Source organism: Mesorhizobium sp. P170090, assembly GCF_057786115.1.
Genome location: NZ_JBYNWH010000001.1, coordinates 4076986 through 4095451, shown reverse-complemented (window position 1 = coordinate 4095451; position 18466 = coordinate 4076986). Strand labels below are relative to the sequence as shown.

Sequence of the window (18466 nt, the reverse complement as noted above, 5' to 3'; positions counted from 1 at the left end):
CCAGGCTTTGTGCATCAATCGCCTTCCCTATTCCGCTGCCGCGACATGGCGCCGGCTTATGCCGCGCATGAATTCGTCAAGCGCCGAGGCCTGTTCGCGGCTGAGATGCAGACCGCGCTTGGTGCGACGCCACAATACATCTTCGGCGGTCAGCGCCCATTCGTTTTCGCAGAGGTAGCGTACCTCGGCCTCATAGAGATCGGCGCCGAAATTGCGGCCGAGATCGGCGTTCGACTTGGCGAGGCCGAGCAACACTTGCGCGCGCGTGCCGTAAAGCCTGGTCAACCGACGCGCCAGGCGCTGGTCGAGGAAAGGATAGGCGCTCTTCAGCTTCGCCACCTGGGCGTCGAAACCGGTGGCCGGGAAATCGCCGCCTGGCAAGGGCGCGTTCGCCGTCCACGGCTTGCCGCGCTTGCCGAGAAAACCTTCGACCTTTTCCAGCATCGATTCCGACAACCGGCGGTAGGTGGTGATCTTGCCGCCAAAAGCGTTGACGATCGGCGCCTTGCCCCCGCCGCCATCGGCTTTCAGCACATAGTCGCGGGTCGCTTCCTGCGCCTTCGAAGCACCGTCGTCATAGAGCGGGCGCACGGCAGAATAGGTCCAGACGATATCGGGACGCGTCACGGCTTCAGCAAAATATTCGCTCGCCGCCGCGCAGAGATAGTCGATCTCGGTGTCGCTGATCTTCACGTCATGCGGATCGCCGGGATAGTCGCGATCGGTGGTGCCGATCAGCGTAAACTCTTCCTCGTAAGGGATGGCGAAGATGATGCGCCCGTCCTTGTTCTGGAAGAAATAGGCGCGCGGATCATCGAACTTCTTTTTGATGACGATATGACTGCCCTGCACCAGGCGCACATTGTGCACGTCGTTCTGGCCCACGGTGGTCGACAGGACGTGGTCGACCCATGGACCGGCGGCATTGACCAGCAGCCGGGCCTTGACCTCGTCGGCATCTCCCGTCCGCACGTCTTCCACGCGGATCGCCCATAGATCGCCTTCGCGCCGCGCCCCGACGACTTTCGTGCGGGTGCGGATGGTGGCGCCGCGGTCGGCGGCGTCACGCGCGTTCAACACCACCAGCCGGGCATCGTTGACCCAGCCGTCCGAGTACTCGAAGGCCTTGTGAAACAGCGGCTTCAGCGGCTTGCCCGCCGGATCCTTGGACATGTCCAGTGTTCGGGTCGCCGGCAGCAATTTGCGGCCACCAATATGATCGTAGAGGAACAGGCCGAGCCGGATCAGCCAGGCCGGGCGCAGGCCCTTGGCATAGGGCAGCACGAAGCGCATCGGCCAGATGATGTGCGGCGCGTTCTTCCAAAGAACCTCGCGCTCCATCAGCGCCTCGCGCACCAGCCGGAACTCGTAGAATTCGAGGTAGCGCAGACCGCCGTGGATCAGCTTGGTCGAGCCGGAGGAGGTTCCGCTGGCAAGATCGTTCATCTCGGCCAGAAATACCGAAAAGCCCCGCCCAACGGCGTCGCGGGCGATGCCGCAGCCATTGATGCCGCCACCGATGACGAAGATGTCACGGACTGCGTCCACAAAGCCCTCCCGCGATTTCGCATTGCAGCATTTTTAGGTTTTTACGAAACCGTAGCGGGATTATTTCGAAATAAGAACGAATGTCAAACGAAATGTAACGGGACCGTGATCGATAGCTTAGCCGAGCGACGTTTCGATCAATTGAACCTCCGCTTCCTCGCAGATCTTGCGCACCGACGGGATGTCACAACGGTCGGTGATGAAGGTGTTGACTTGCGAGAGATGGCCGATGCGAACCGGCGCGGTGCGTTCGAACTTGGTCTGGTCGGACACCAGGATGACATGCCTGGCATTGGCGATGATGGCTTGCGCCACTTTCACTTCGCGAAAGTCGAAATCGAGCAACGCGCCGTCATGGTCGATGGCCGAGGCGCCGATCACCGCATAGTCGACCTTGAACTGCCTGATGAAATCGACCGCGGCCTCGCCGACAACGCCGCCGTCGGAGCCACGCACGACGCCGCCGGCGATTACCACCTCGATCGAAGGATAGATGCGCATCCTGTTGGCAACATTGATATTATTGGTGATGACCATCAGCCCGGTATGGTCGAGCAGCGCCTTGCTGACCGACTCGGTCGTGGTGCCGATGTTGATGAACAGGGAGGCGTTGTCGGGTATCAGCCTGGCCGCCGCGCGGCCGATGGCCTCCTTCTCGTCGGCGGCAATCTTGCGGCGCGCCTCATACTCCATGTTCTCGATGCCGGACGGGAACAGGGCCCCGCCATGGATGCGCGTCAGCAGCCGCTGGTCGCAGAGATCGTTGAGGTCCTTGCGGATGGTCTGTGGCGTCACGTTGAAATGCGTGGCGAGGTCATCGACCAGCACACGGCCATGGTCCTTCGCCATCTGGATGATTTCGGCATGGCGCGGCGACAAATACACTGAGAACCTCCCGTTTTCGTTTTTCTTGTTTGTAGCTGAAAACGAAAGCAATGAAAAGGGAGACGCCGGCTAATGAAATATCGATGATTGCAAAGGCGAACCGGGCAGATACGGCTCAGACCCGCTCCGCCACCTTGCGGGTGACAGCCGCGACTTTACCTGGCGAGCGGATCATCAGGAAATTGCCGGACCAGTATCCCGGGATTCGCCAAGTGCCTTTGATCTCGGTTGCATCACCGTTGATGATGCCGCTGTAGTGAATCGGGTGCGCCTTCAATTGGGCCTTGTCGTATGTCTTGGTAAAGGAGACGGCGTTGCCCTCTCGCTGCCCCTGCAGGCTTGCGTATCTTGCCGTGCTGGTCGCCGCCGGTTCGTGGGTCATCCCCGTCAAGCTGGTTGCCGTCTCGATCAGCGTTGCAACGAAGGAAACCGGCGGCAGTTCGCGCGGATAGAAATAGCGCCCGCTCCAGACGCCCGTCAGATTCTGGCTAACCCCTTCAGCCCTTCCGGCCATATGCTTGCTCGCAAATCCTTGCTGGCTTGCCCCGGCGGCGGCAACCACCCGGGCAATCCCTGTCAGTCCTTCGGGGATCTTGCACACTCGCAGATGACAGTGAAGGCGGTATCGACATCGGCCGCGGTTGTCTCGAACTGGCCTGCCTGGAAGCGGATGGCGACCCGCCCATCGACACGCGTCTGCGTCAGGTAGATACGGCCGTCATTGTTGATGGCGTCGAGCAGACGCAGATTGTGCTCGTCGCAGTCAGCGCCGGATGCGGCGCGATGCCGGAACGAGAACAGCGACAGCATCGGCTGGCTGGCGAGCTCGAAATCCTCCTCCTCGGCCAGGCGCGCTGCTATGCCTTCGCTCCAGGCGACGTGATTGCGGATCATGGTGCGCAGCGCCTCGAGGCCATGGGCGCGCAGCAGGAACCACAGCTTCAGCGCCCGGAAGCGACGGCCGAGAGGCACCGACCATTCGGAGTAGTTGATGATGCCGTCATGGCCGCGAGTTTTCAGATAGTCCGGCTTGATCGCCAGCGTGCGCACGAGATCCTCCGGCTGACGGACGAACTGGATCGAGCAGTCGAATTGCGCGCCCAGCCATTTGTGCGGGTTGAAGACGATCGAGTCCGCGCCCTCGACACCGGTCCAGAAATGCCGGTATTCCGGACAGATCATCGCCGATCCGGCCCAGGCGGCGTCGATATGCAGATAGAGCCCCTGGCGTTTGGCCACCGCGGCCACTTCAGCGATGTCGTCGGTGCCGCCGGTGCTGGTGCCGCCGACGCACGCGATGACGCCGGCCGGCAATAGGCCGGCCGCGCGGTCGGCAACAATCGCCGCTTCCAAAGCCGCGGTATCCATGGCGCGGTAGGTGCCGGCGACGGGAATGCGGACGAGGTTTTCCTCGCCAATGCCGGCGACCCAGATGGCGCGGTCGATCGAGGTGTGCACCTGGTCGGAGGAATAGACGCGCAGCCTGCCCTGCCCGGAAAGACCCTTCTTGTTGCCCTGCCAGTCGAGCGTGCGCTCGCGCATGGTCAACACGGCGGCCAGCGTCGCCGATGATGCGGAGTCCTGGATCACGCCGGAAAAGCCTTCGGGCAGGCCGAGCGCCTGGCGCATCCAGTCGACGATGCGCGTCTCAAGCTCTGTCGCCGCCGGCGAAGTCTGCCACAGCATGCACTGCGCGGCCATCGCAGAGACCAGATATTCGGCCACCACCGAGACGGGTGCTGCATTGGCCGGGAAATAAGCAAAGAAACGCGGATGCTGCCAATGCGTCATGCCGGGCACGATCTTGGCTTCGAAATCGGCGAAGATCGTCTCCATCGATTCCGCGGCCTCCGGCGGAGAAGCTTCGATGCTCCTGAAGATCTCGCCCGGCGCTATGGCAGGTCGCACGGGCCGATCGCGAAGGCCGGCGCGGTAATCAGCGCCCCAGTCGGCGGCGCGCCTCGACCAGTCGCGGAATTGCTCGTTGTCCATGGATCCTCCCGACGCGCCGATCAGCCAGCCGCTTGAATTTTGATTAACATGTTAAATAGAGACAGGCAACCGCGACGAAGGTTCCCGCGCTACCCCGGAAAATCCGGCAGGCTGGCAAAGGCCGTCTTCAACGCGTTCGACCAGCCTTCGGAAATAGCACGATAATATCGATCGTCCTGGCCGATGCGCTTTTTCAAACCCACCGTGAACGTGTCCTCCTCCAGGAACAGCAGGTCGAGAGGCAGGCCGACGGACAGGTTCGATTTCAGCGTCGAATCGAACGATACCAGCAAGAGCTTGACCGTTTCAGCCAGGCTCATCGTCCTTTCATAGGCACGGATGATGATCGGCTTGCCGTATTTGGTCTCGCCAATCTGGAAGAACGGCGTGTCGTCGGTCAATTCGATGAAATTGCCCTCGGGATAGATCATGAACAGCCGTGGCGGGCTGCCCTTGATCTGGCCGCCGAGGATGAAGGAGGCGTTGAAATAGGAATCCGCCTTTTCGCCGGCAGGCGACGAGCTGGCGATGACTTCCTTGACGGTGTCGCCGACCAGCCGCACCGTCTGGTACATGGATGGGGTCTCGAGCAGCGTCGCGTGGCGTTCCGCCACCGCCTTGGTGCGCTCGTCGAGCAGGCTGACCACGGCCTGCGTCGTAGCCAGATTGCCGGCCGACATCAGTACGATGACGCGCTCGCCTGGCTCTTCCCAGACATGCATCTTCTTGAAAGTGGAGATCGAATCCATCCCGGCATTGGTGCGCGTGTCCGACATGAACACGAGCCCACGATCGATCTTGAGGCCGACGCAATAAGTCATGGAATCTCTTCAGGCAGCAATCTTGCCGGAGACTACTGCTCTACCGTGACGGTGACTGCAAGCTGTTCCTCCGCCTGTCCCAGTCGAATTCCCGACACCGGCGAGGCGTCGCGATAATCACGGCCGGTGGCTACCCTGACATAGCGTTCATCGGGGGAAATGCCGTTGGCGGCGTCGAAGGCGACCCAGCCGAGACCCTGAACATGGGCTTCGGCCCAGGCATGGCTTGCCGCCTGCTCGATGGCCGCATCCATCATCAGATAGCCACTGACATAGCGGGCCGGAAAACCCATGACGCGGGCTGCGGTGACAAAGATGTGGCTGTGATCCTGGCAAACGCCGGTCTTCAGCGCCAATGCCTCTTCCGCCGGGGTCGTCACGCTGGTGGTGCCCGGCGTGTAGGCGACGCGCTCGACGATCAGCGCCATCAGCCGATGCAGCCTTTCGATGTCGGTACCTTTGCCGACCGCCGCGGCAAGCTCGCTTATGCCCTCGCCGGGGATGGTCAAAGCTGTCTCCTGGCTGAACAGCCACAGCGGCGCAAAGCCGTGATGCGGACCCGAGACGCCCGCTGTGTCGCGCGTGACAACCTCGCCGGAGGCCTCGACGGTGATGAAGTCGCGCTCACCCTCGACGCTCAACAGCCTGTTATCGTTGCCGAAATGGTCGTTAAAGCGGACTTCCTCGCGCGCGCCCTCGATCTTCAGCGCCCAGGACAGCACGGTCTGCGTCGGGCCACTGACCGGTAACAGGCGTAGCCGCTGCAACAGATAGTGCACCGGCGCGTCGTAGCGGTATTCGGTACGGTGGGTGATCTTGAGCCGCATGCCTATTTTCCGTTTGTAAGCATGATCTTATCCGAAAACCGGGTCTCACTTGTCGCTAGCGCGGTCCTCCGGTTCGCGATCATGCTCAATTGAACCGGTAATCTTGTGCGATCTCTTCGCCAAGCTTGGTGTTGTCTTGAATGAACCTGGCCAGGAATTCGTGCAGGCCGGTGTCGAATATGTCCTTGATCGACCCTGCCTGCAGCATCGCCTGTGTCCTGTCGACGGTGGCGTGGCAGGCATGACGGTCGCCATAATCGTCGCCGAGGAACTTCAGATGCTCGGCGAGAAAACGATAACAGAAGGTCAGCGAGCGCGGCATGCGCACATTGAGGATCAGATAGTCGGCAATGTTGGTCGGTTTGTAGTCGGCCTCATAGACCCAGCGATAGGAACGGTGCGCCGACACCGAGCGCAGGATCGATTCCCATTGGTAGTTGTCGAGGCTCGAGCCGACCCAGGAGATCGACGGCAGCAGCACGTAGTATTTCACGTCGAGGATGCGTGCCGTGTTGTCGGCCCGCTCGACATAGGTGCCGAGCTGCGAGAAGTCGAAGATTTCGTTGCGCAGCATGGTGCCATAGAACGAGCCCCGGATCAGCGCCGTCTCGCGCTTGATGGCGTCGAGCACACTCGGCAGGTCGCGCTCGTCGATCGGCTTTGCCAGCATGCGCTTCAGCGCCATCCAGGCTTCGTTGATGCTCTCCCAGGTCTCGCGCGTCAGCGCGGTGCGCACCATGCGGGCATTGTTGCGAGCGGTCTCGATCGCCGACATCGTGCTCGACGGGTTCGAGGTGTCGCGCAGCAGGAAGTCGGCGACGTTGGCGGCGGTATAGTCCTTGTATTTCTGCGTGAAGGTGACGTCGGAGCCGGCGCTGAGCAGCACCGAATTCCACTCTTCCGACGCGCTCTGGGTGCGGGTCAGCGCCATGCGAAGGCCGGCATCGACCAGACGCGCCATGTTTTCCGCCCGCTCGATATAGCGGTTCATCCAGTAGAGCCCGTTGGCGGTGCGGCCGAGAAGCATGTGAAGTGGCCTTCGGGCTAGTGAGTAGGGAATAGTGAGTAGGGATTAGTAAGCATTTGAATCTCTGTGGAATATGGCATTTCTTGTCCCTCTACTGCCTACTGCCTACTGCCTACTGCCCTATTCCCTACCTAATCGTCCAACACCCACGTATCCTTCGTGCCGCCGCCTTGCGAGGAATTCACGACCAACGACCCCTCCTTCAGCGCCACCCGCGTCAAGCCGCCGGGAACGATCTGGATTCGGTCGGAGACCAGAACATAGGGCCTGAGATCGACATGGCGCGGCGACAGGCCTTTTTCTGTCAGGATCGGGCAAGTCGACAGCGCCAGCGTCGGCTGGGCGATGTAGTTGGAGGGCTTCGCCTGCAGCTTCTTGGCGAAATCCTGGCATTCCTTCTTGGTCGCAGCCGGGCCGACCAGCATGCCGTAGCCGCCGGAGCCGTGCACTTCCTTGATGACCAGCTCATGGATGTGTTCGAGCACGTATTTCAGGCTGTCGGGCTCCGAGCAGCGCCAGGTCGGGATGTTGCCGAGGATGGCCTTGCGGCCGGTGTAGAACTCGACGATGTCGGGCATGTAGGAATAAATCGCCTTGTCGTCGGCGATGCCGGTTCCCGGCGCGTTGGCGATGGTGATGTTGCCGGCGCGGTAGACGTCCATGATGCCGGGCACGCCAAGGGCCGAGTCCGGCCGGAAGGTCAGCGGATCGAGGAAGGAATCGTCGACGCGCCGGTAAAGCACGTCGATCTGCTTGTAGCCTTCGGTCGTGCGCATGGCGACGTGGCCGTCTACAACGCGCAGATCCTGGCCTTCGACCAGTTGCACGCCCATCTGGTCGGCGAGGAAGGCATGTTCGAAATAGGCGGAGTTGAAGCTGCCCGGCGTCAGCACGGCAATGGTCGGTGCGCCCTTGGTGCTTTGCGGCCGCACTGCCGCCAGCGACTGGCGCAGCAATTGCGGATAATTCTCCACCGGCCGCACCTTGATCTGCTGGAACAGCTCGGGAAAGAGCTGCATCATCGTCTCGCGGTTCTCCAGCATGTAGGAGACCCCCGACGGCGTGCGCGCATTGTCCTCCAGCACGTAGAACTCGTTCTCCGAGATGCGGACGATATCGACGCCGATAATGTGGGTGTAGACGCCGGCCGGTGGCCGCACTCCGATCATTTCCGGCAGGAACGCCTCGTTCCTGGCGATCAGCTCCCTCGGCACGCGGCCGGCGCGCAGGATTTCCTGGCGGTGGTAAATGTCGTCGAGGAAAGCGTTCAGCGCCTGCACGCGCTGCTCGATGCCTTGCGTCAGCCTTCGCCATTCATTGCCGGAGATGATGCGCGGCACGATGTCGAAGGGGATCAGCCGCTCGGAGGCTTCCTGCTCGCCATAGACGGCGAAGGTAATGCCGGTCTTGCGGAAGACGCGCTCGGCGTCCTGCATCTTTTCGGTAAGCCTGGCCGGGTCCTGCTCCTTCAGCCAGCGGTCGTAAGCCGTATACGGTTGTCTAAGCCCGGAAACTTCCGGAAGCATTTCATCGAACGCTGCCAATCGCATACTCCCCTGTGACGCCATTTCACTGGCGTCGCGGGAGAAAATCAAGCGCAATCGGTGATTTGGAGGATATCGGCGATCAGTATGTTCCGACTGCCCAAAATTCGGGCAGTCGGAACAGGACCTTAATCAGGCTCTGCCTTGTCGCCGGGCAAGTGCCTGATGCGGCTCTAGCAGTTCACCGGGCAAGTGCCTGATGCGGCCATAGCAGTTCACCGTTTCATGGAAACGGCGACCTGCCATGGCTTTTGCTTTGCCGCAATTCCGGACGGAAAACCGCTTCACACTTTTCCTGGAATTGCTTTAGAATGCGCGGAAAGTGACGACCGTGAAGGTGTCCTTGATTCCGGGAATAATCTGCACTTTCTCGTTGACGAAGTGGCCGACATCTTCCTCGTCGTCGACGTAGAATTTGGCAAGCAAGTCGTAATTGCCGGCGGTCGAGTAGATCTCCGAGGCGATTTCGGCATCGGCGAGCGCGCTGGCGACCTCATAGGACTTGCCCAGATCGCACTTTATCTGCATGAAAAACGTCTTCATTGCCGGTCCCGATCAAGCTTCAGCACTCAAGCGGCCCTTGTGGCAGACTGCCGCCCGGCTTTCAAGCATCAGGCGGAGCGGGCCTTGGCGACGGCTTGTCTCAGTTCGGACACGGGCATGCCGCGCCGGTACAAGTTGCCGCCGATGACCAGGGCTGGCGTGCCGCGCAGCTTGAAAGCCGTCGCCTGGGCTTCGGTGCGGACAAGGGCAGCGTCGATGTCGGGTTCACGGATGGCGAGGTCGGCACGCACCATCGCCACATCGACACCGACGGAAGAAAGGATGTCGTTGGTGCGGCGTTCCGAAAGGCCGCGCTGGTTGGTCATCAGCGCATCGACCGCCGCGGCATATTGTTCGCCGCTCAGCAGCGTCACCCGCGCCGCGTCGCGCGACACGTCGCCGAAGATCGGCCAGTCCTTCATCACAAGCCGAATGCCGCTGTCCTCTTCCATCAACTTCTTCAGCTCGACGAAAACGAGTTTGCAGATCGGGCACTGATAGTCGACGAATTCGGCGATGGTGACATCGCCATCGGGGTTGCCGAGCGCTGGAATGGCGGGGTCGAAGGCGACTTCCGTGACGGTCGGCCCAGTGCTTGCCCAGGCGGGCAAGGGAGCCAAAACTGCGAGGCTTGCCGCGCCCTTCAGCAAAAGGCGCCGGTCGATCGGCTGCTTGAACATGGTCGTCCCCTGGTTGCGCGAACGGGTCCCCACCCGTCCCTACGATGCGCGCCCCGCGTTAAAGGAGGCTTAAGCATGATCTTGTGGCACTTGCGTGGCAAATATTGCGGTTGCTGAAACCGTGAGGCTCCGCCAAGCGTATGGTATGATGCGTCCTGGGACAGGTTTTGTTGAGGACAATGGAGACAGGCCATGCGCCGCATCGCATTCGCAGTCGTTTCATTGCTGTTCGCGTTGTTCGTCTCGGCAGCCCTTGCCGGCGACGCCGAAGTCAAGGCCGGCCAGGCCGTCATCGATGGTCAGTTGAAGGCGCTCATCGCCAATGATGGCGCCAAGGCGTACAGTTTCGCCGCTCCAAATGTGAAGCGCATCTTTCCGACCATCGACACCTTCATGAACATGGTGACCAACGGCTATCCGCCGGTGCGCCAGCCGCAGAGCTATTCCTTCGGCAAGGTCGAGCAGATGGGGCCAACTTCGATAATCCAGCAAGTGCTGATCGTCGGACCCGACGGCAAGGACTATGAGGCGGTCTACACGCTGGAACAGCAGCCCGACGGCAGCTTTCAGATCACCGGCTGCAGCTTGCGCGCAGCGAATTCGCTCAGCACCTAGATGTGCTTATAGCACCGGAATATCGCCCCTCGCCCATCCCTCTGAAATGTCTGATGTGCGCGCCTCGAAGGCCTTTGCCTCGATCGCGGCGCGAACGTCCTGCATCAGCTTCTGATAGTAAGACAGGTTGTTCCAGGTCAGAAGCATCGCGCCCAGCGCCTCCTGCGAGCGCACGAGATGATGCAGATACGCGCGTGAATAGTCGCGCGCGGCCGGGCAGTCACTCTCCTCGTCCAGCGGCCGCGGATCGTCCGCATGGCGGGCATTCCTGAGATTGACCTTGCCGCGCCTGGTATAGGCCAGGCCATGGCGGCCGGCGCGGGTCGGCATCACGCAGTCGAACATGTCGATGCCGCGCGCCACCGATTTCACGATGTCGTCCGGCGTGCCGACGCCCATGAGATATCGAGGCTTGTTGTCAGGCAATTCCGGACAGGTGATCTCCAGCATATCCAGCATCACCGCTTGCGGTTCGCCGACGGCCAGGCCGCCGACCGCATAGCCCTTCAGCTCCATCGCGCTCAGCGCCTGCGCCGAACGCACCCTGAGAGCTGCGTTGTCGCCACCCTGGACGATGCCGAACATCGCCTTGCCGGGCTGATCGCCGAACGCTGTCTTGCAGCGCTCGGCCCAGCGCAGCGACAGCTCCATCGCGCGCTCGATCTGCTTGAGGTCGGCCGGCAGCGCTGTGCATTCGTCGAGCTGCATCTGGATGTCGGAATCGAGCAGGCCCTGGATCTCGATCGAGCGCTCCGGCGACATCTCGTAGGCAGCGCCGTCAATGTGCGAGCGAAAGGTGACGCCCTTCTCGGTCAATTTTCTGAGCTTCGACAGCGACATGACCTGAAAACCGCCACTGTCGGTCAGGATCGGCTGCGGCCAGCGGGCGAATTCATGCAACCCACCAAGCCGCGCCACGCGCTCGGCGCCGGGGCGCAGCATCAGATGATAGGTATTGCCCAGGATGATGTCGGCGCCGACGCCGCGCACCTGGTCCATATACATGGCCTTGACCGTGCCGCCGGTGCCGACCGGCATGAAGGCCGGCGTGCGGATTTCGCCGCGCGGCATGGTGATGGAACCGCGCCGCGCCTTGCCGTCGGTGGCGAGGATCTTGAAGGTGAATGTCTCAGCCATTGAATTCCTTGTCATGGACAGGCGCGCCTGGCGCCTGCCTGTCGAGCGACTGGCGGTATTGGATGCAGCCGCGCATGAATTTCGGCCATGGCGGCACGGCAATCGATGGATCGGTCTTTTCCGGCAGCAGGTCCCACAGGTTGGGATGATGCCAGCATAAATCATGGCCGGTAGAATCGCGGTGCTGGCGAATGCCGGCACGCAATTTCTTCACTTCAGCGATCAGGCTCTCGCGATCAAAGGCTTGCAGATCATCGTCCATCGCTCATCTCCGCTCGATAAAGCAGGCTTGCGTCTCCATAGGAGTAGAATCTGTAACGGTTCTCGATGGCATGAGCATAGGCCGCACGCATCGTATCTAGGCCGCTGAAGGCCGAAACCAGCATGAACAGCGTCGAACGCGGCAGATGAAAGTTCGTCATCAGCAGGTCGGCGGTCTTGAACCGATAGCCCGGCGTGATGAAGATGTCGGTCGGGCCGGACCAGGCGGTCAGCGAGCCATCAGGCCGTGCCGCGCTCTCCAGCAGGCGCAGCGAGGTCGTGCCGACAGCGATGATACGCCCGCCCCGCGCCTTGGCGCCATTCAGAGCGTCGGCTGTTGCTTCGCTGACCGAGCCGGTCTCGGCATGCATCTTGTGGTCAGCGGTATCGTCCGCCTTGACCGGCAGGAAGGTGCCTGCACCGACATGCAAGGTGACGAAGCGGCGTTCGATGGCTTTAGCGTCGAGCGCCGCAAACAGCTCCGGCGTGAAATGCAGGCCTGCGGTGGGGGCAGCGACTGCGCCCTCCTCCTTGGCATAGATGGTCTGGTAATCCGTCAGGTCGCGCGCGTCGTCGTTGCGCTTGGAGGCGATATAGGGCGGCAGCGGGATGTGGCCGACGGCATGCAGCGCCTCGTCGAGAAACGGCCCCGACAGGTCGAAACCGAGCAGCACCTCGCCGGCATCGCCCTTCTCGATCACCGTGGCATCGAGCTGACCGAGGAAACAGGAATTGCCGTCATGGCCGAAATGGATGCGGTCGCCGGCGGCGATGCGCTTGCCCGGCCGCATGAAGGCCAGCCAGCGGTCCGGCGCCATGCGCATATGCAGCGTGGCGTCGACCTGCGCCTGCGCTTCGCCGCGCCGCCTTATGCCTCTCAACTGGGCAGGAATGACCTTGGTGTCGTTGAAGACCAGCACGTCGCCGGCGTTGAGCAAGGACGGCAGGTCGCCAACCGCGCGGTCCGAAAGACCCTCGCCCGGCCTGACCACGAGCATTTTTGCGCTGTCGCGCGGCTCGGCCGGGCGCAGCGCGATGCGCTCCTCCGGCAGGTCGAAGTCGAAGAGATCGACGCGCATCAGTAGAGCCGGACGAGCAGTGCTCCGGCCAAGAGCAGCACCGCGCCGGCGATGCGGCCGAGCGAAATCTCGCGCACCGCCACGCCGAGGAAGCCGACCCGATCGATCAGCATGCCGGCCAGCAGCTGGCCGGCAACCAGGAACGCCATCAGCGCGGCTGCACCGATGCGCGGCGTAAGAATGGTCGACAGGGTGACATAGAAACCGCCGAGCATGCCGCCGGCGATGAACAGCCAAGGCGCAGGCGCCTTCCAGTCGAGCGAGATGTCCTGCAGCCGCACAACGGCAATGGAGATGATACCAAGCACGATCGCGCCCGACAGGAACGAAAACGCAGCAGCCGCGACCGGGAGCCCCAGGCCGCGCGCCAGCTGCGAGTTGATCGGCGCCTGGACGGCGATGAAGGCGCCTGACAGGATGCCGAGCAGCGACCAGACCACGCCCATCATCTTCGTTTGTCCTTACCTGACGTCGGCCGCGACCTTCAGCGACACGATCTTGTCGGGATCGACCACCGGCTCGCCGCGCTTGATCTTGTCGACATTGTCCATGCCTTCGATGACCTGGCCCCAGACCGTGTACTGGCGGTTGAGGAAAGCGGCATCGTCGAAGCAGATGAAGAACTGCGAATTGGCCGAGTTCGGGTTCTGCGAACGGGCCATCGAGCAGGTGCCGCGGCCATGGTTGGCGTTGGAGAACTCAGCCTTCAGGTCCGGCTTTTCCGAGCCGCCCATGCCCGCACGCGAAGGCGCGAAGGTCGGCTTCGACGAATTGCCGAACTTCACGTCGCCGGTCTGCGCCATGAAGCCTTCGATGACGCGGTGGAAAACCACGCCGTCATAGGCGCCTTCGCGGGCCAGTTCCTTGATCCGGGCGACGTGGCCCGGGGCCAGGTCGGGGAACAGTTCGATGACGACCTTGCCCTTGGTCGTTTCCAGGATGAGCGCGTTTTCGCGGTCCTTGATCTCAGCCATGTCGGATATCCTTTATCTCAGAAAACAGAATGAATTGAGAGGTTTACTTGTCGGCGGCGATGCGTACTTTGATCATGCGGTCGGGCTCACTGACCGTGCCATTGTCCGCCTCGTTGCCCTTCTTGATCTTGTCCACCAGCTCTATGCCGCTGACGACATTGCCGACGATGGTGTACTGGCCATCGAGGTTCGGCGCCGGCGCGAACATGATGAAGAACTGCGAATTGGCGGAGTTCGGGTCCTGCGAACGGGCCATACCGAGCGTGCCGCGCTTGAAATGTTCGCTCTGCGAGAATTCCGCCGGCAGGTCGGGCAGGTCTGAACCGCCGGTGCCGACGGCCTCGGGGCTGAACCCCTTCTTCATGTTGCCGAACTTGACGTCGCCGGTCTGCGCCATAAAGCCGTTGATGACGCGGTGGAATGCGACATCGTTATAAGCCCCTTCGCGCACCAGCTTCTTGATCTGGGCGACATGCTTGGGCGCCAGGTCGGGGCGTAGCGCGACGGTGACGTCGCCGTTCTTCAAGGTGATGACCATGGTGTTTTCCGGTTCGGCGGCGAAGGCCGAAACGGATGCGGTCACGAGACCGGCAAGCACGACGAGGAACGAGGCGAGCTTTTTCAGCTGCATAAGGGATCTCCGAAGGTCTTTGTTAGGGTGCATGTCGTTGCCCCAAAAACCGGCATCCACTTTGGGGCGACATGCACTATTTCGCGAATTTGGCGGTGAGCGCACCGGCAACGGCGGCCGGCACGAACGGACGGATGTCGCCGCCCATCGAGGCTATCTGGCGCACAAGTGTGGCGGTAATGGTGCGTACCGATGGGCTGGCGGGCAGAAAAACCGTCTGCAGTTCCGGCGCCATGGTCTCGTTCATTCCAGCCATCTGCATCTCGTAATCGAGATCGGTGCCGTCGCGCAGGCCGCGGATCATGATCGAGGCGCCATGCTTGCGGGCCGCGTCGATGACCAGCCCGTCAAAGGCGACGACCTTGATACGGTCGCCGTCGCGGCCGAATTCGGCCTTGGTCGCGGCCTCGATCAGCTTCACCCGTTCGTCGAAGGAAAACAGCGGCGTCTTGCCGGGGTGAGTGCCGATCGCCGCATAAACCGTGTCGGCGACAGCCAGCGATGCCTTCAGGACATCGAGATGGCCGTTGGTCAGCGGGTCGAAGGAGCCGGCATAAAGGGCGATGCGATCGGTCATGGGAGGTGCTTCTAGCGGGGCATTGGGCGGAAGGCAAATGCGATTGGGAACATCTGCGTGAACCTTTTCGCAGACATGAACGACAGATGAATGCCTTGATCACGAAGACTTCACGCCGCGTTCGCTAGTTTGCACTTCGGAAGATGAAACCAAAACCCGATCTAACCGTTGGATAGGCGCAGGAGAACACGCACATGCTGATCTACATGCTCGCCACCGCAATGACCGTCGCCATGCTGATCGCCACCGCATTCGGATTGCATAGCGAGGCAGAGCGCGTCCGTGTCCGCACAAAGCGGTTCGAAGGTTTCGGCGCTCGCTGGCCCCACCGTCGCCCCTGATTTATTGCTAGTTTCTTGTTTGCGCCGGCCCATCGGGCCGGCGTTGTTGCTCAAACCTATTCGGTGCTGTCCGGTACGGCATCTCCGGCGCCGGCCTCAATGACACCCTCTTCGACATCCTCGTCGGCCTGCGGCTCCGAAATCCGTTCGACCGAAACCACCTTCTCGCCTTCGGCGGTGTTGAAGATGGTCACGCCCTTGGTGGCGCGGCTGGCGAAACGGATACCGTTGACCGGCACCCGGATGACCGTGCCGCCATCCGAAACCAGCATGATCTGGTCGTCATTGCCGACCGGGAAAGTCGCCACCAGCTGGCCGATCTCGGCCACCTTCGACACGTCGGTGGCGCGGATGCCTTTGCCGCCGCGTCCGGTCAGGCGGAAATCGTAGGATGACGAGCGCTTGCCGTAGCCATATTCGGTCACCGTCAGCACATACTGCTCATGCGCCTTGAGCTCTTCGTAACGGCTGTCGGAAAGCTCGGTCTCCTCGCCAATCTCCTCATTGGTGAGTGCAATCTCTTCTTCCTCGCCGGTCACCTCGGCGGCAAGCCGCCGCTCCAGTGCTGCCCGCTTGAGGTAGGCGGAGCGTTCCGCCGGTGAAGCATCGACATGCTCGATCACCGACATGGAGATGATGCGGTCGGTCTCGGCCATGCTTATGCCGCGCACGCCGACCGAATTGCGGCTCTGGAAGACGCGCACATCGCCAACGCGGAAGCGGATGCACTGGCCGGAGCTGGCGGTCAAAAGCACATCGTCATTGTCTGTGCAGGTCTCGACGCCGAGAATCTCGTCGCCCTCCTCCTCCAGCTTCATGGCGATCTTGCCATTGCGGTTGACCTGGACGAATTCGGACAGCTTGTTGCGGCGCACGGTGCCGCGCGTGGTGGCGAACATGACGTCGAGTTCGCCCCAGCTGGTCTCGTCCTCGGGCAGCGGCATGATGGTGGTGATGCGCTCGCCCTGCTCCAGCGGCAGCATGTTGATCAGCGCCTTGCCGCGCGACTGCGGATTGCCGATTGGCAGCCGCCAGACCTTTTCCTTGTAGACGATGCCGCGCGAGGAGAAGAACAGCACCGGCGTATGCGTGTTGGCCACAAACAGCCGGGTGACGAAATCCTCTTCCTTGGTCGACATACCGGAGCGGCCCTTGCCGCCGCGGCGTTGCGCCCGGTAGAGCGACAGCGGCACGCGCTTGATGTAGCCGGAATGGCTGACGGTGACGACCATGTCCTCGCGCTGGATCAGGTCCTCGTCTTCCATGTCGGCGCCGCCGTCGGTGAGCTCGGTGCGGCGCGGCGTGCCGAACTCGTCGCGCACGGCGGCAAGCTCGTCCTTGACGATCTGCTGGATGCGGGCGCGGGACGACAGAATGTCGAGGTAATCCTTGATCTCGTCGCCGATCGTGTTCAGCTCGTCGGCGATTTCGTCACGGCCGAGCGCGGTCAGGCGCTGCAGGCGCAGTTCGAGGATTGCGCGCGCCTGTTCCTCGGAGAGGTTGTAGGTGCCATCCTCATTGATGCGATGGCGCGGATCGTCGATAAGCAGAATCAATGACTCCACGTCCCCGGAGGGCCAGCGCCGCTCCATCAACTGCTCGCGCGCCGTCTGCGGATCGGGCGCGGTGCGGATCAGCTTGATCACTTCGTCGATGTTGGCGACGGCGATGGCGAGGCCGACCAGCACGTGGGCGCGGTCGCGCGCCTTGCGCAGCAGGAATTTCGTGCGCCGGCTAATCACCTCTTCGCGGAAGCTGACAAACGCCTTCAGCATGTCGGTCAGGTTCATCACTTCCGGCTTGCCGCCGTTCAGCGCCACCATATTGGCGCCGAAGGAGGTCTGCAGCGGCGTGAAGCGGTAAAGCTGGTTGAGAATGACGTCGGCGACAGCGTCGCGCTTCAGCTCGATGACGACGCGGTAGCCCTGGCGGTCGCTTTCGTCGCGAATGTCGGAAATGCCTTCGATGCGCTTGTCGCGCACCAGCTCGGCCATTTTCTCGATCATCGAGGCCTTGTTCACCTGGTACGGGACTTCCGTGATGATGATCGATTCACGGTCGTTTCCGCGCTGTTCGACATTGACCTTGCCGCGCATGACGATGGAGCCACGGCCAGTCGCATAGGCGCTGTAGATGCCGGAACGGCCGAGCACGATGCCGCCGGTCGGGAAATCGGGACCCGGAATGATCTCCATCAGCGCCGGCAAATCGATCGCCGGATTGTCGATGATGGCGATGGCGCCGTTGCAGATCTCGGCCAGATTATGCGGCGGAATATTGGTGGCCATGCCGACGGCAATGCCGCCGGAACCGTTGACCAGAAGGTTGGGGAAGCGGGCCGGCAGCACCTTCGGTTCGGTGTCGGATGCGTCATAAGTCTCCTGGAAATCGACGGTTTCCTTGTCGATGTCCTCCAAGAGTTCATGCGCGACCTTGGTCAGCCGCGATTCGGTGTAGCGCATCGCCGCCGGCGGATCGCCGTCGATGGAGCCGAAATTACCCTGCCCGTCGATCAGCGGAACGCGCAGCGACCAGTCCTGCGCCATGCGCACCAAGGCGTCGTAGATCGAGGCGTCGCCATGCGGATGGTATTTACCCATCACGTCGGCGACCGGGCGGGCCGACTTCACATATTTGCGGTTCCAGTGGTAACCGCTCTCATGCGCCGCATAGAGAATGCGGCGGTGAACCGGCTTCAGGCCGTCGCGTACATCGGGCAGCGCACGGCTGACGATGACGCTCATGGCATAAGAGAGGTAGGAGCTCTGCATCTCCTCGATGATGGAGATGGGCTCGATGCCGGTAGGGCCGCCGTCGGCGCCGCGCGGGGGTTTTTGGTCGGTCAAATCGGATCACAATCTAATCAGGAATCACTGACCGCTTATATAGGAAGCACGGCCGAAACTCCAATATTCGTGGTGCTTTTCCAACGACAATTTCAGTGGCAATTTCAAATGGATAAAGCTGATTGCGACGATTTGGCC

Annotated in this window: 20 protein-coding genes; 2 read left to right on the top strand and 18 right to left on the bottom strand. The window is 61.8% G+C overall.

The window, feature by feature from the left end:
- Positions 1 to 27: 27 nt before the first annotated feature.
- From glpD to AC3EML_RS19765, 10 genes are all read right to left on the bottom strand, one after another.
- Entirely contained in the window at positions 28 to 1548 is a 1521-nt protein-coding gene (glpD, locus tag AC3EML_RS19810) for a glycerol-3-phosphate dehydrogenase (RefSeq protein WP_352520290.1), read from the bottom strand.
- 117 nt (positions 1549 to 1665) lie between these two features.
- Positions 1666 to 2433, bottom strand: a complete 768-nt coding sequence (locus tag AC3EML_RS19805) for a DeoR/GlpR family DNA-binding transcription regulator (protein ID WP_023670971.1) — start codon at positions 2431 to 2433, stop codon at positions 1666 to 1668.
- A gap of 115 nt (positions 2434 to 2548) precedes the next feature.
- Positions 2549 to 2995: a hypothetical protein gene (locus AC3EML_RS19800; protein WP_155923318.1), complete on the bottom strand. Its 447-nt coding sequence runs from the start codon at positions 2993 to 2995 to the stop codon at positions 2549 to 2551.
- A 14-nt stretch (positions 2996 to 3009) separates the two neighbouring features.
- Positions 3010 to 4425 carry a pyridoxal phosphate-dependent decarboxylase family protein gene (locus AC3EML_RS19795; protein WP_352520289.1) on the bottom strand — a complete coding sequence of 472 codons (1416 nt, stop codon included), beginning with the start codon at positions 4423 to 4425 and terminating at the stop codon, positions 3010 to 3012.
- An 89-nt stretch (positions 4426 to 4514) separates the two neighbouring features.
- Positions 4515 to 5246 carry a proteasome-type protease gene (locus AC3EML_RS19790; protein WP_460221998.1) on the bottom strand — a complete coding sequence of 244 codons (732 nt, stop codon included), beginning with the start codon at positions 5244 to 5246 and terminating at the stop codon, positions 4515 to 4517.
- Between the two features lie 32 nt (positions 5247 to 5278).
- Positions 5279 to 6073 (bottom strand): transglutaminase family protein, encoded by a 795-nt coding sequence (locus tag AC3EML_RS19785; protein WP_023670966.1) that lies wholly within the window; start codon positions 6071 to 6073, stop codon positions 5279 to 5281.
- An 85-nt stretch (positions 6074 to 6158) separates the two neighbouring features.
- A complete protein-coding gene (locus tag AC3EML_RS19780; RefSeq protein WP_023670965.1) occupies positions 6159 to 7100 on the bottom strand; it encodes an alpha-E domain-containing protein in 942 nt (313 codons plus the stop codon).
- 131 nt (positions 7101 to 7231) lie between these two features.
- Positions 7232 to 8644: a circularly permuted type 2 ATP-grasp protein gene (locus AC3EML_RS19775; RefSeq protein ID WP_023670964.1), complete on the bottom strand. Its 1413-nt coding sequence runs from the start codon at positions 8642 to 8644 to the stop codon at positions 7232 to 7234.
- Between the two features lie 306 nt (positions 8645 to 8950).
- Positions 8951 to 9187, bottom strand: coding sequence for an Lrp/AsnC family transcriptional regulator (locus tag AC3EML_RS19770; protein ID WP_023670963.1), 237 nt, complete (start codon positions 9185 to 9187; stop codon positions 8951 to 8953).
- A 68-nt stretch (positions 9188 to 9255) separates the two neighbouring features.
- Positions 9256 to 9867 carry a DsbA family protein gene (locus tag AC3EML_RS19765; RefSeq protein ID WP_023730150.1) on the bottom strand — a complete coding sequence of 204 codons (612 nt, stop codon included), beginning with the start codon at positions 9865 to 9867 and terminating at the stop codon, positions 9256 to 9258.
- Positions 9868 to 10059: 192 nt separating this feature from the next.
- Here AC3EML_RS19765 and AC3EML_RS19760 point away from each other — a divergent pair, with 192 nt between their 5' ends.
- The gene (locus AC3EML_RS19760) at positions 10060 to 10482 is read left to right on the top strand and encodes a DUF4864 domain-containing protein (RefSeq protein ID WP_352520288.1); all 423 of its coding nucleotides are present in this window, start codon (positions 10060 to 10062) and stop codon (positions 10480 to 10482) included.
- Between the two features lie 6 nt (positions 10483 to 10488).
- On the opposite strand, the gene tgt is transcribed toward AC3EML_RS19760, so the two are convergent.
- The 7 genes from tgt to coaD form a co-directional block, all read right to left on the bottom strand.
- Positions 10489 to 11619, bottom strand: a complete 1131-nt coding sequence (gene tgt, locus AC3EML_RS19755) for a tRNA guanosine(34) transglycosylase Tgt (protein WP_023706199.1) — start codon at positions 11617 to 11619, stop codon at positions 10489 to 10491.
- Positions 11612 to 11881, bottom strand: coding sequence for a hypothetical protein (locus AC3EML_RS19750; RefSeq protein WP_023684641.1), 270 nt, complete (start codon positions 11879 to 11881; stop codon positions 11612 to 11614). The genes tgt and AC3EML_RS19750 overlap by 8 nt, the downstream gene beginning before the upstream one ends.
- Positions 11871 to 12959 (bottom strand): tRNA preQ1(34) S-adenosylmethionine ribosyltransferase-isomerase QueA, encoded by a 1089-nt coding sequence (gene queA / locus AC3EML_RS19745; protein WP_023700784.1) that lies wholly within the window; start codon positions 12957 to 12959, stop codon positions 11871 to 11873. The genes AC3EML_RS19750 and queA overlap by 11 nt, the downstream gene beginning before the upstream one ends.
- On the bottom strand, positions 12959 to 13408 hold the full coding sequence (locus tag AC3EML_RS19740) for a DMT family transporter (protein ID WP_023693398.1): 450 nt from the start codon (positions 13406 to 13408) through the stop codon (positions 12959 to 12961). The genes queA and AC3EML_RS19740 overlap by 1 nt, the downstream gene beginning before the upstream one ends.
- 12 nt (positions 13409 to 13420) lie before the next feature.
- Positions 13421 to 13933 carry a peptidylprolyl isomerase gene (locus AC3EML_RS19735; protein WP_023693397.1) on the bottom strand — a complete coding sequence of 171 codons (513 nt, stop codon included), beginning with the start codon at positions 13931 to 13933 and terminating at the stop codon, positions 13421 to 13423.
- Positions 13934 to 13976: 43 nt separating this feature from the next.
- The gene (locus AC3EML_RS19730) at positions 13977 to 14471 is read right to left on the bottom strand and encodes a peptidylprolyl isomerase (protein WP_245259922.1); all 495 of its coding nucleotides are present in this window, start codon (positions 14469 to 14471) and stop codon (positions 13977 to 13979) included.
- A gap of 169 nt (positions 14472 to 14640) precedes the next feature.
- Complete coding sequence (gene coaD, locus AC3EML_RS19725) at positions 14641 to 15141, bottom strand: pantetheine-phosphate adenylyltransferase (RefSeq protein WP_023670954.1); 501 nt, start codon at positions 15139 to 15141, stop codon at positions 14641 to 14643.
- A 194-nt stretch (positions 15142 to 15335) separates the two neighbouring features.
- Between coaD and AC3EML_RS19720 the strand changes: the two genes are divergently transcribed.
- Positions 15336 to 15482, top strand: coding sequence for a hypothetical protein (locus AC3EML_RS19720; RefSeq protein WP_023670953.1), 147 nt, complete (start codon positions 15336 to 15338; stop codon positions 15480 to 15482).
- Between the two features lie 56 nt (positions 15483 to 15538).
- On the opposite strand, the gene gyrA is transcribed toward AC3EML_RS19720, so the two are convergent.
- Positions 15539 to 18328 carry a DNA gyrase subunit A gene (gene gyrA, locus AC3EML_RS19715; RefSeq protein WP_023696506.1) on the bottom strand — a complete coding sequence of 930 codons (2790 nt, stop codon included), beginning with the start codon at positions 18326 to 18328 and terminating at the stop codon, positions 15539 to 15541.
- Positions 18329 to 18466: the final 138 nt, after the last annotated feature.

Coding starts and splice junctions, on each gene's coding strand:
- AC3EML_RS19795 (WP_352520289.1), bottom strand. CDS start 4,425: ATGGACAACGAGCAATTCCGCGACTGGTCGAGGCGCGCCGCCGACTGG.
- AC3EML_RS19790 (WP_460221998.1), bottom strand. CDS start 5,246: ATGACTTATTGCGTCGGCCTCAAGATCGATCGTGGGCTCGTGTTCATG.
- AC3EML_RS19785 (WP_023670966.1), bottom strand. CDS start 6,073: ATGCGGCTCAAGATCACCCACCGTACCGAATACCGCTACGACGCGCCG.
- AC3EML_RS19780 (WP_023670965.1), bottom strand. CDS start 7,100: ATGCTTCTCGGCCGCACCGCCAACGGGCTCTACTGGATGAACCGCTAT.
- AC3EML_RS19770 (WP_023670963.1), bottom strand. CDS start 9,187: ATGAAGACGTTTTTCATGCAGATAAAGTGCGATCTGGGCAAGTCCTAT.
- AC3EML_RS19765 (WP_023730150.1), bottom strand. CDS start 9,867: ATGTTCAAGCAGCCGATCGACCGGCGCCTTTTGCTGAAGGGCGCGGCA.
- AC3EML_RS19760 (WP_352520288.1), top strand. CDS start 10,060: ATGCGCCGCATCGCATTCGCAGTCGTTTCATTGCTGTTCGCGTTGTTC.
- tgt (WP_023706199.1), bottom strand. CDS start 11,619: ATGGCTGAGACATTCACCTTCAAGATCCTCGCCACCGACGGCAAGGCG.
- AC3EML_RS19750 (WP_023684641.1), bottom strand. CDS start 11,881: ATGGACGATGATCTGCAAGCCTTTGATCGCGAGAGCCTGATCGCTGAA.
- queA (WP_023700784.1), bottom strand. CDS start 12,959: ATGCGCGTCGATCTCTTCGACTTCGACCTGCCGGAGGAGCGCATCGCG.
- AC3EML_RS19740 (WP_023693398.1), bottom strand. CDS start 13,408: ATGATGGGCGTGGTCTGGTCGCTGCTCGGCATCCTGTCAGGCGCCTTC.
- AC3EML_RS19735 (WP_023693397.1), bottom strand. CDS start 13,933: ATGGCTGAGATCAAGGACCGCGAAAACGCGCTCATCCTGGAAACGACC.
- AC3EML_RS19730 (WP_245259922.1), bottom strand. CDS start 14,471: ATGGTCATCACCTTGAAGAACGGCGACGTCACCGTCGCGCTACGCCCC.
- coaD (WP_023670954.1), bottom strand. CDS start 15,141: ATGACCGATCGCATCGCCCTTTATGCCGGCTCCTTCGACCCGCTGACC.
- AC3EML_RS19720 (WP_023670953.1), top strand. CDS start 15,336: ATGCTGATCTACATGCTCGCCACCGCAATGACCGTCGCCATGCTGATC.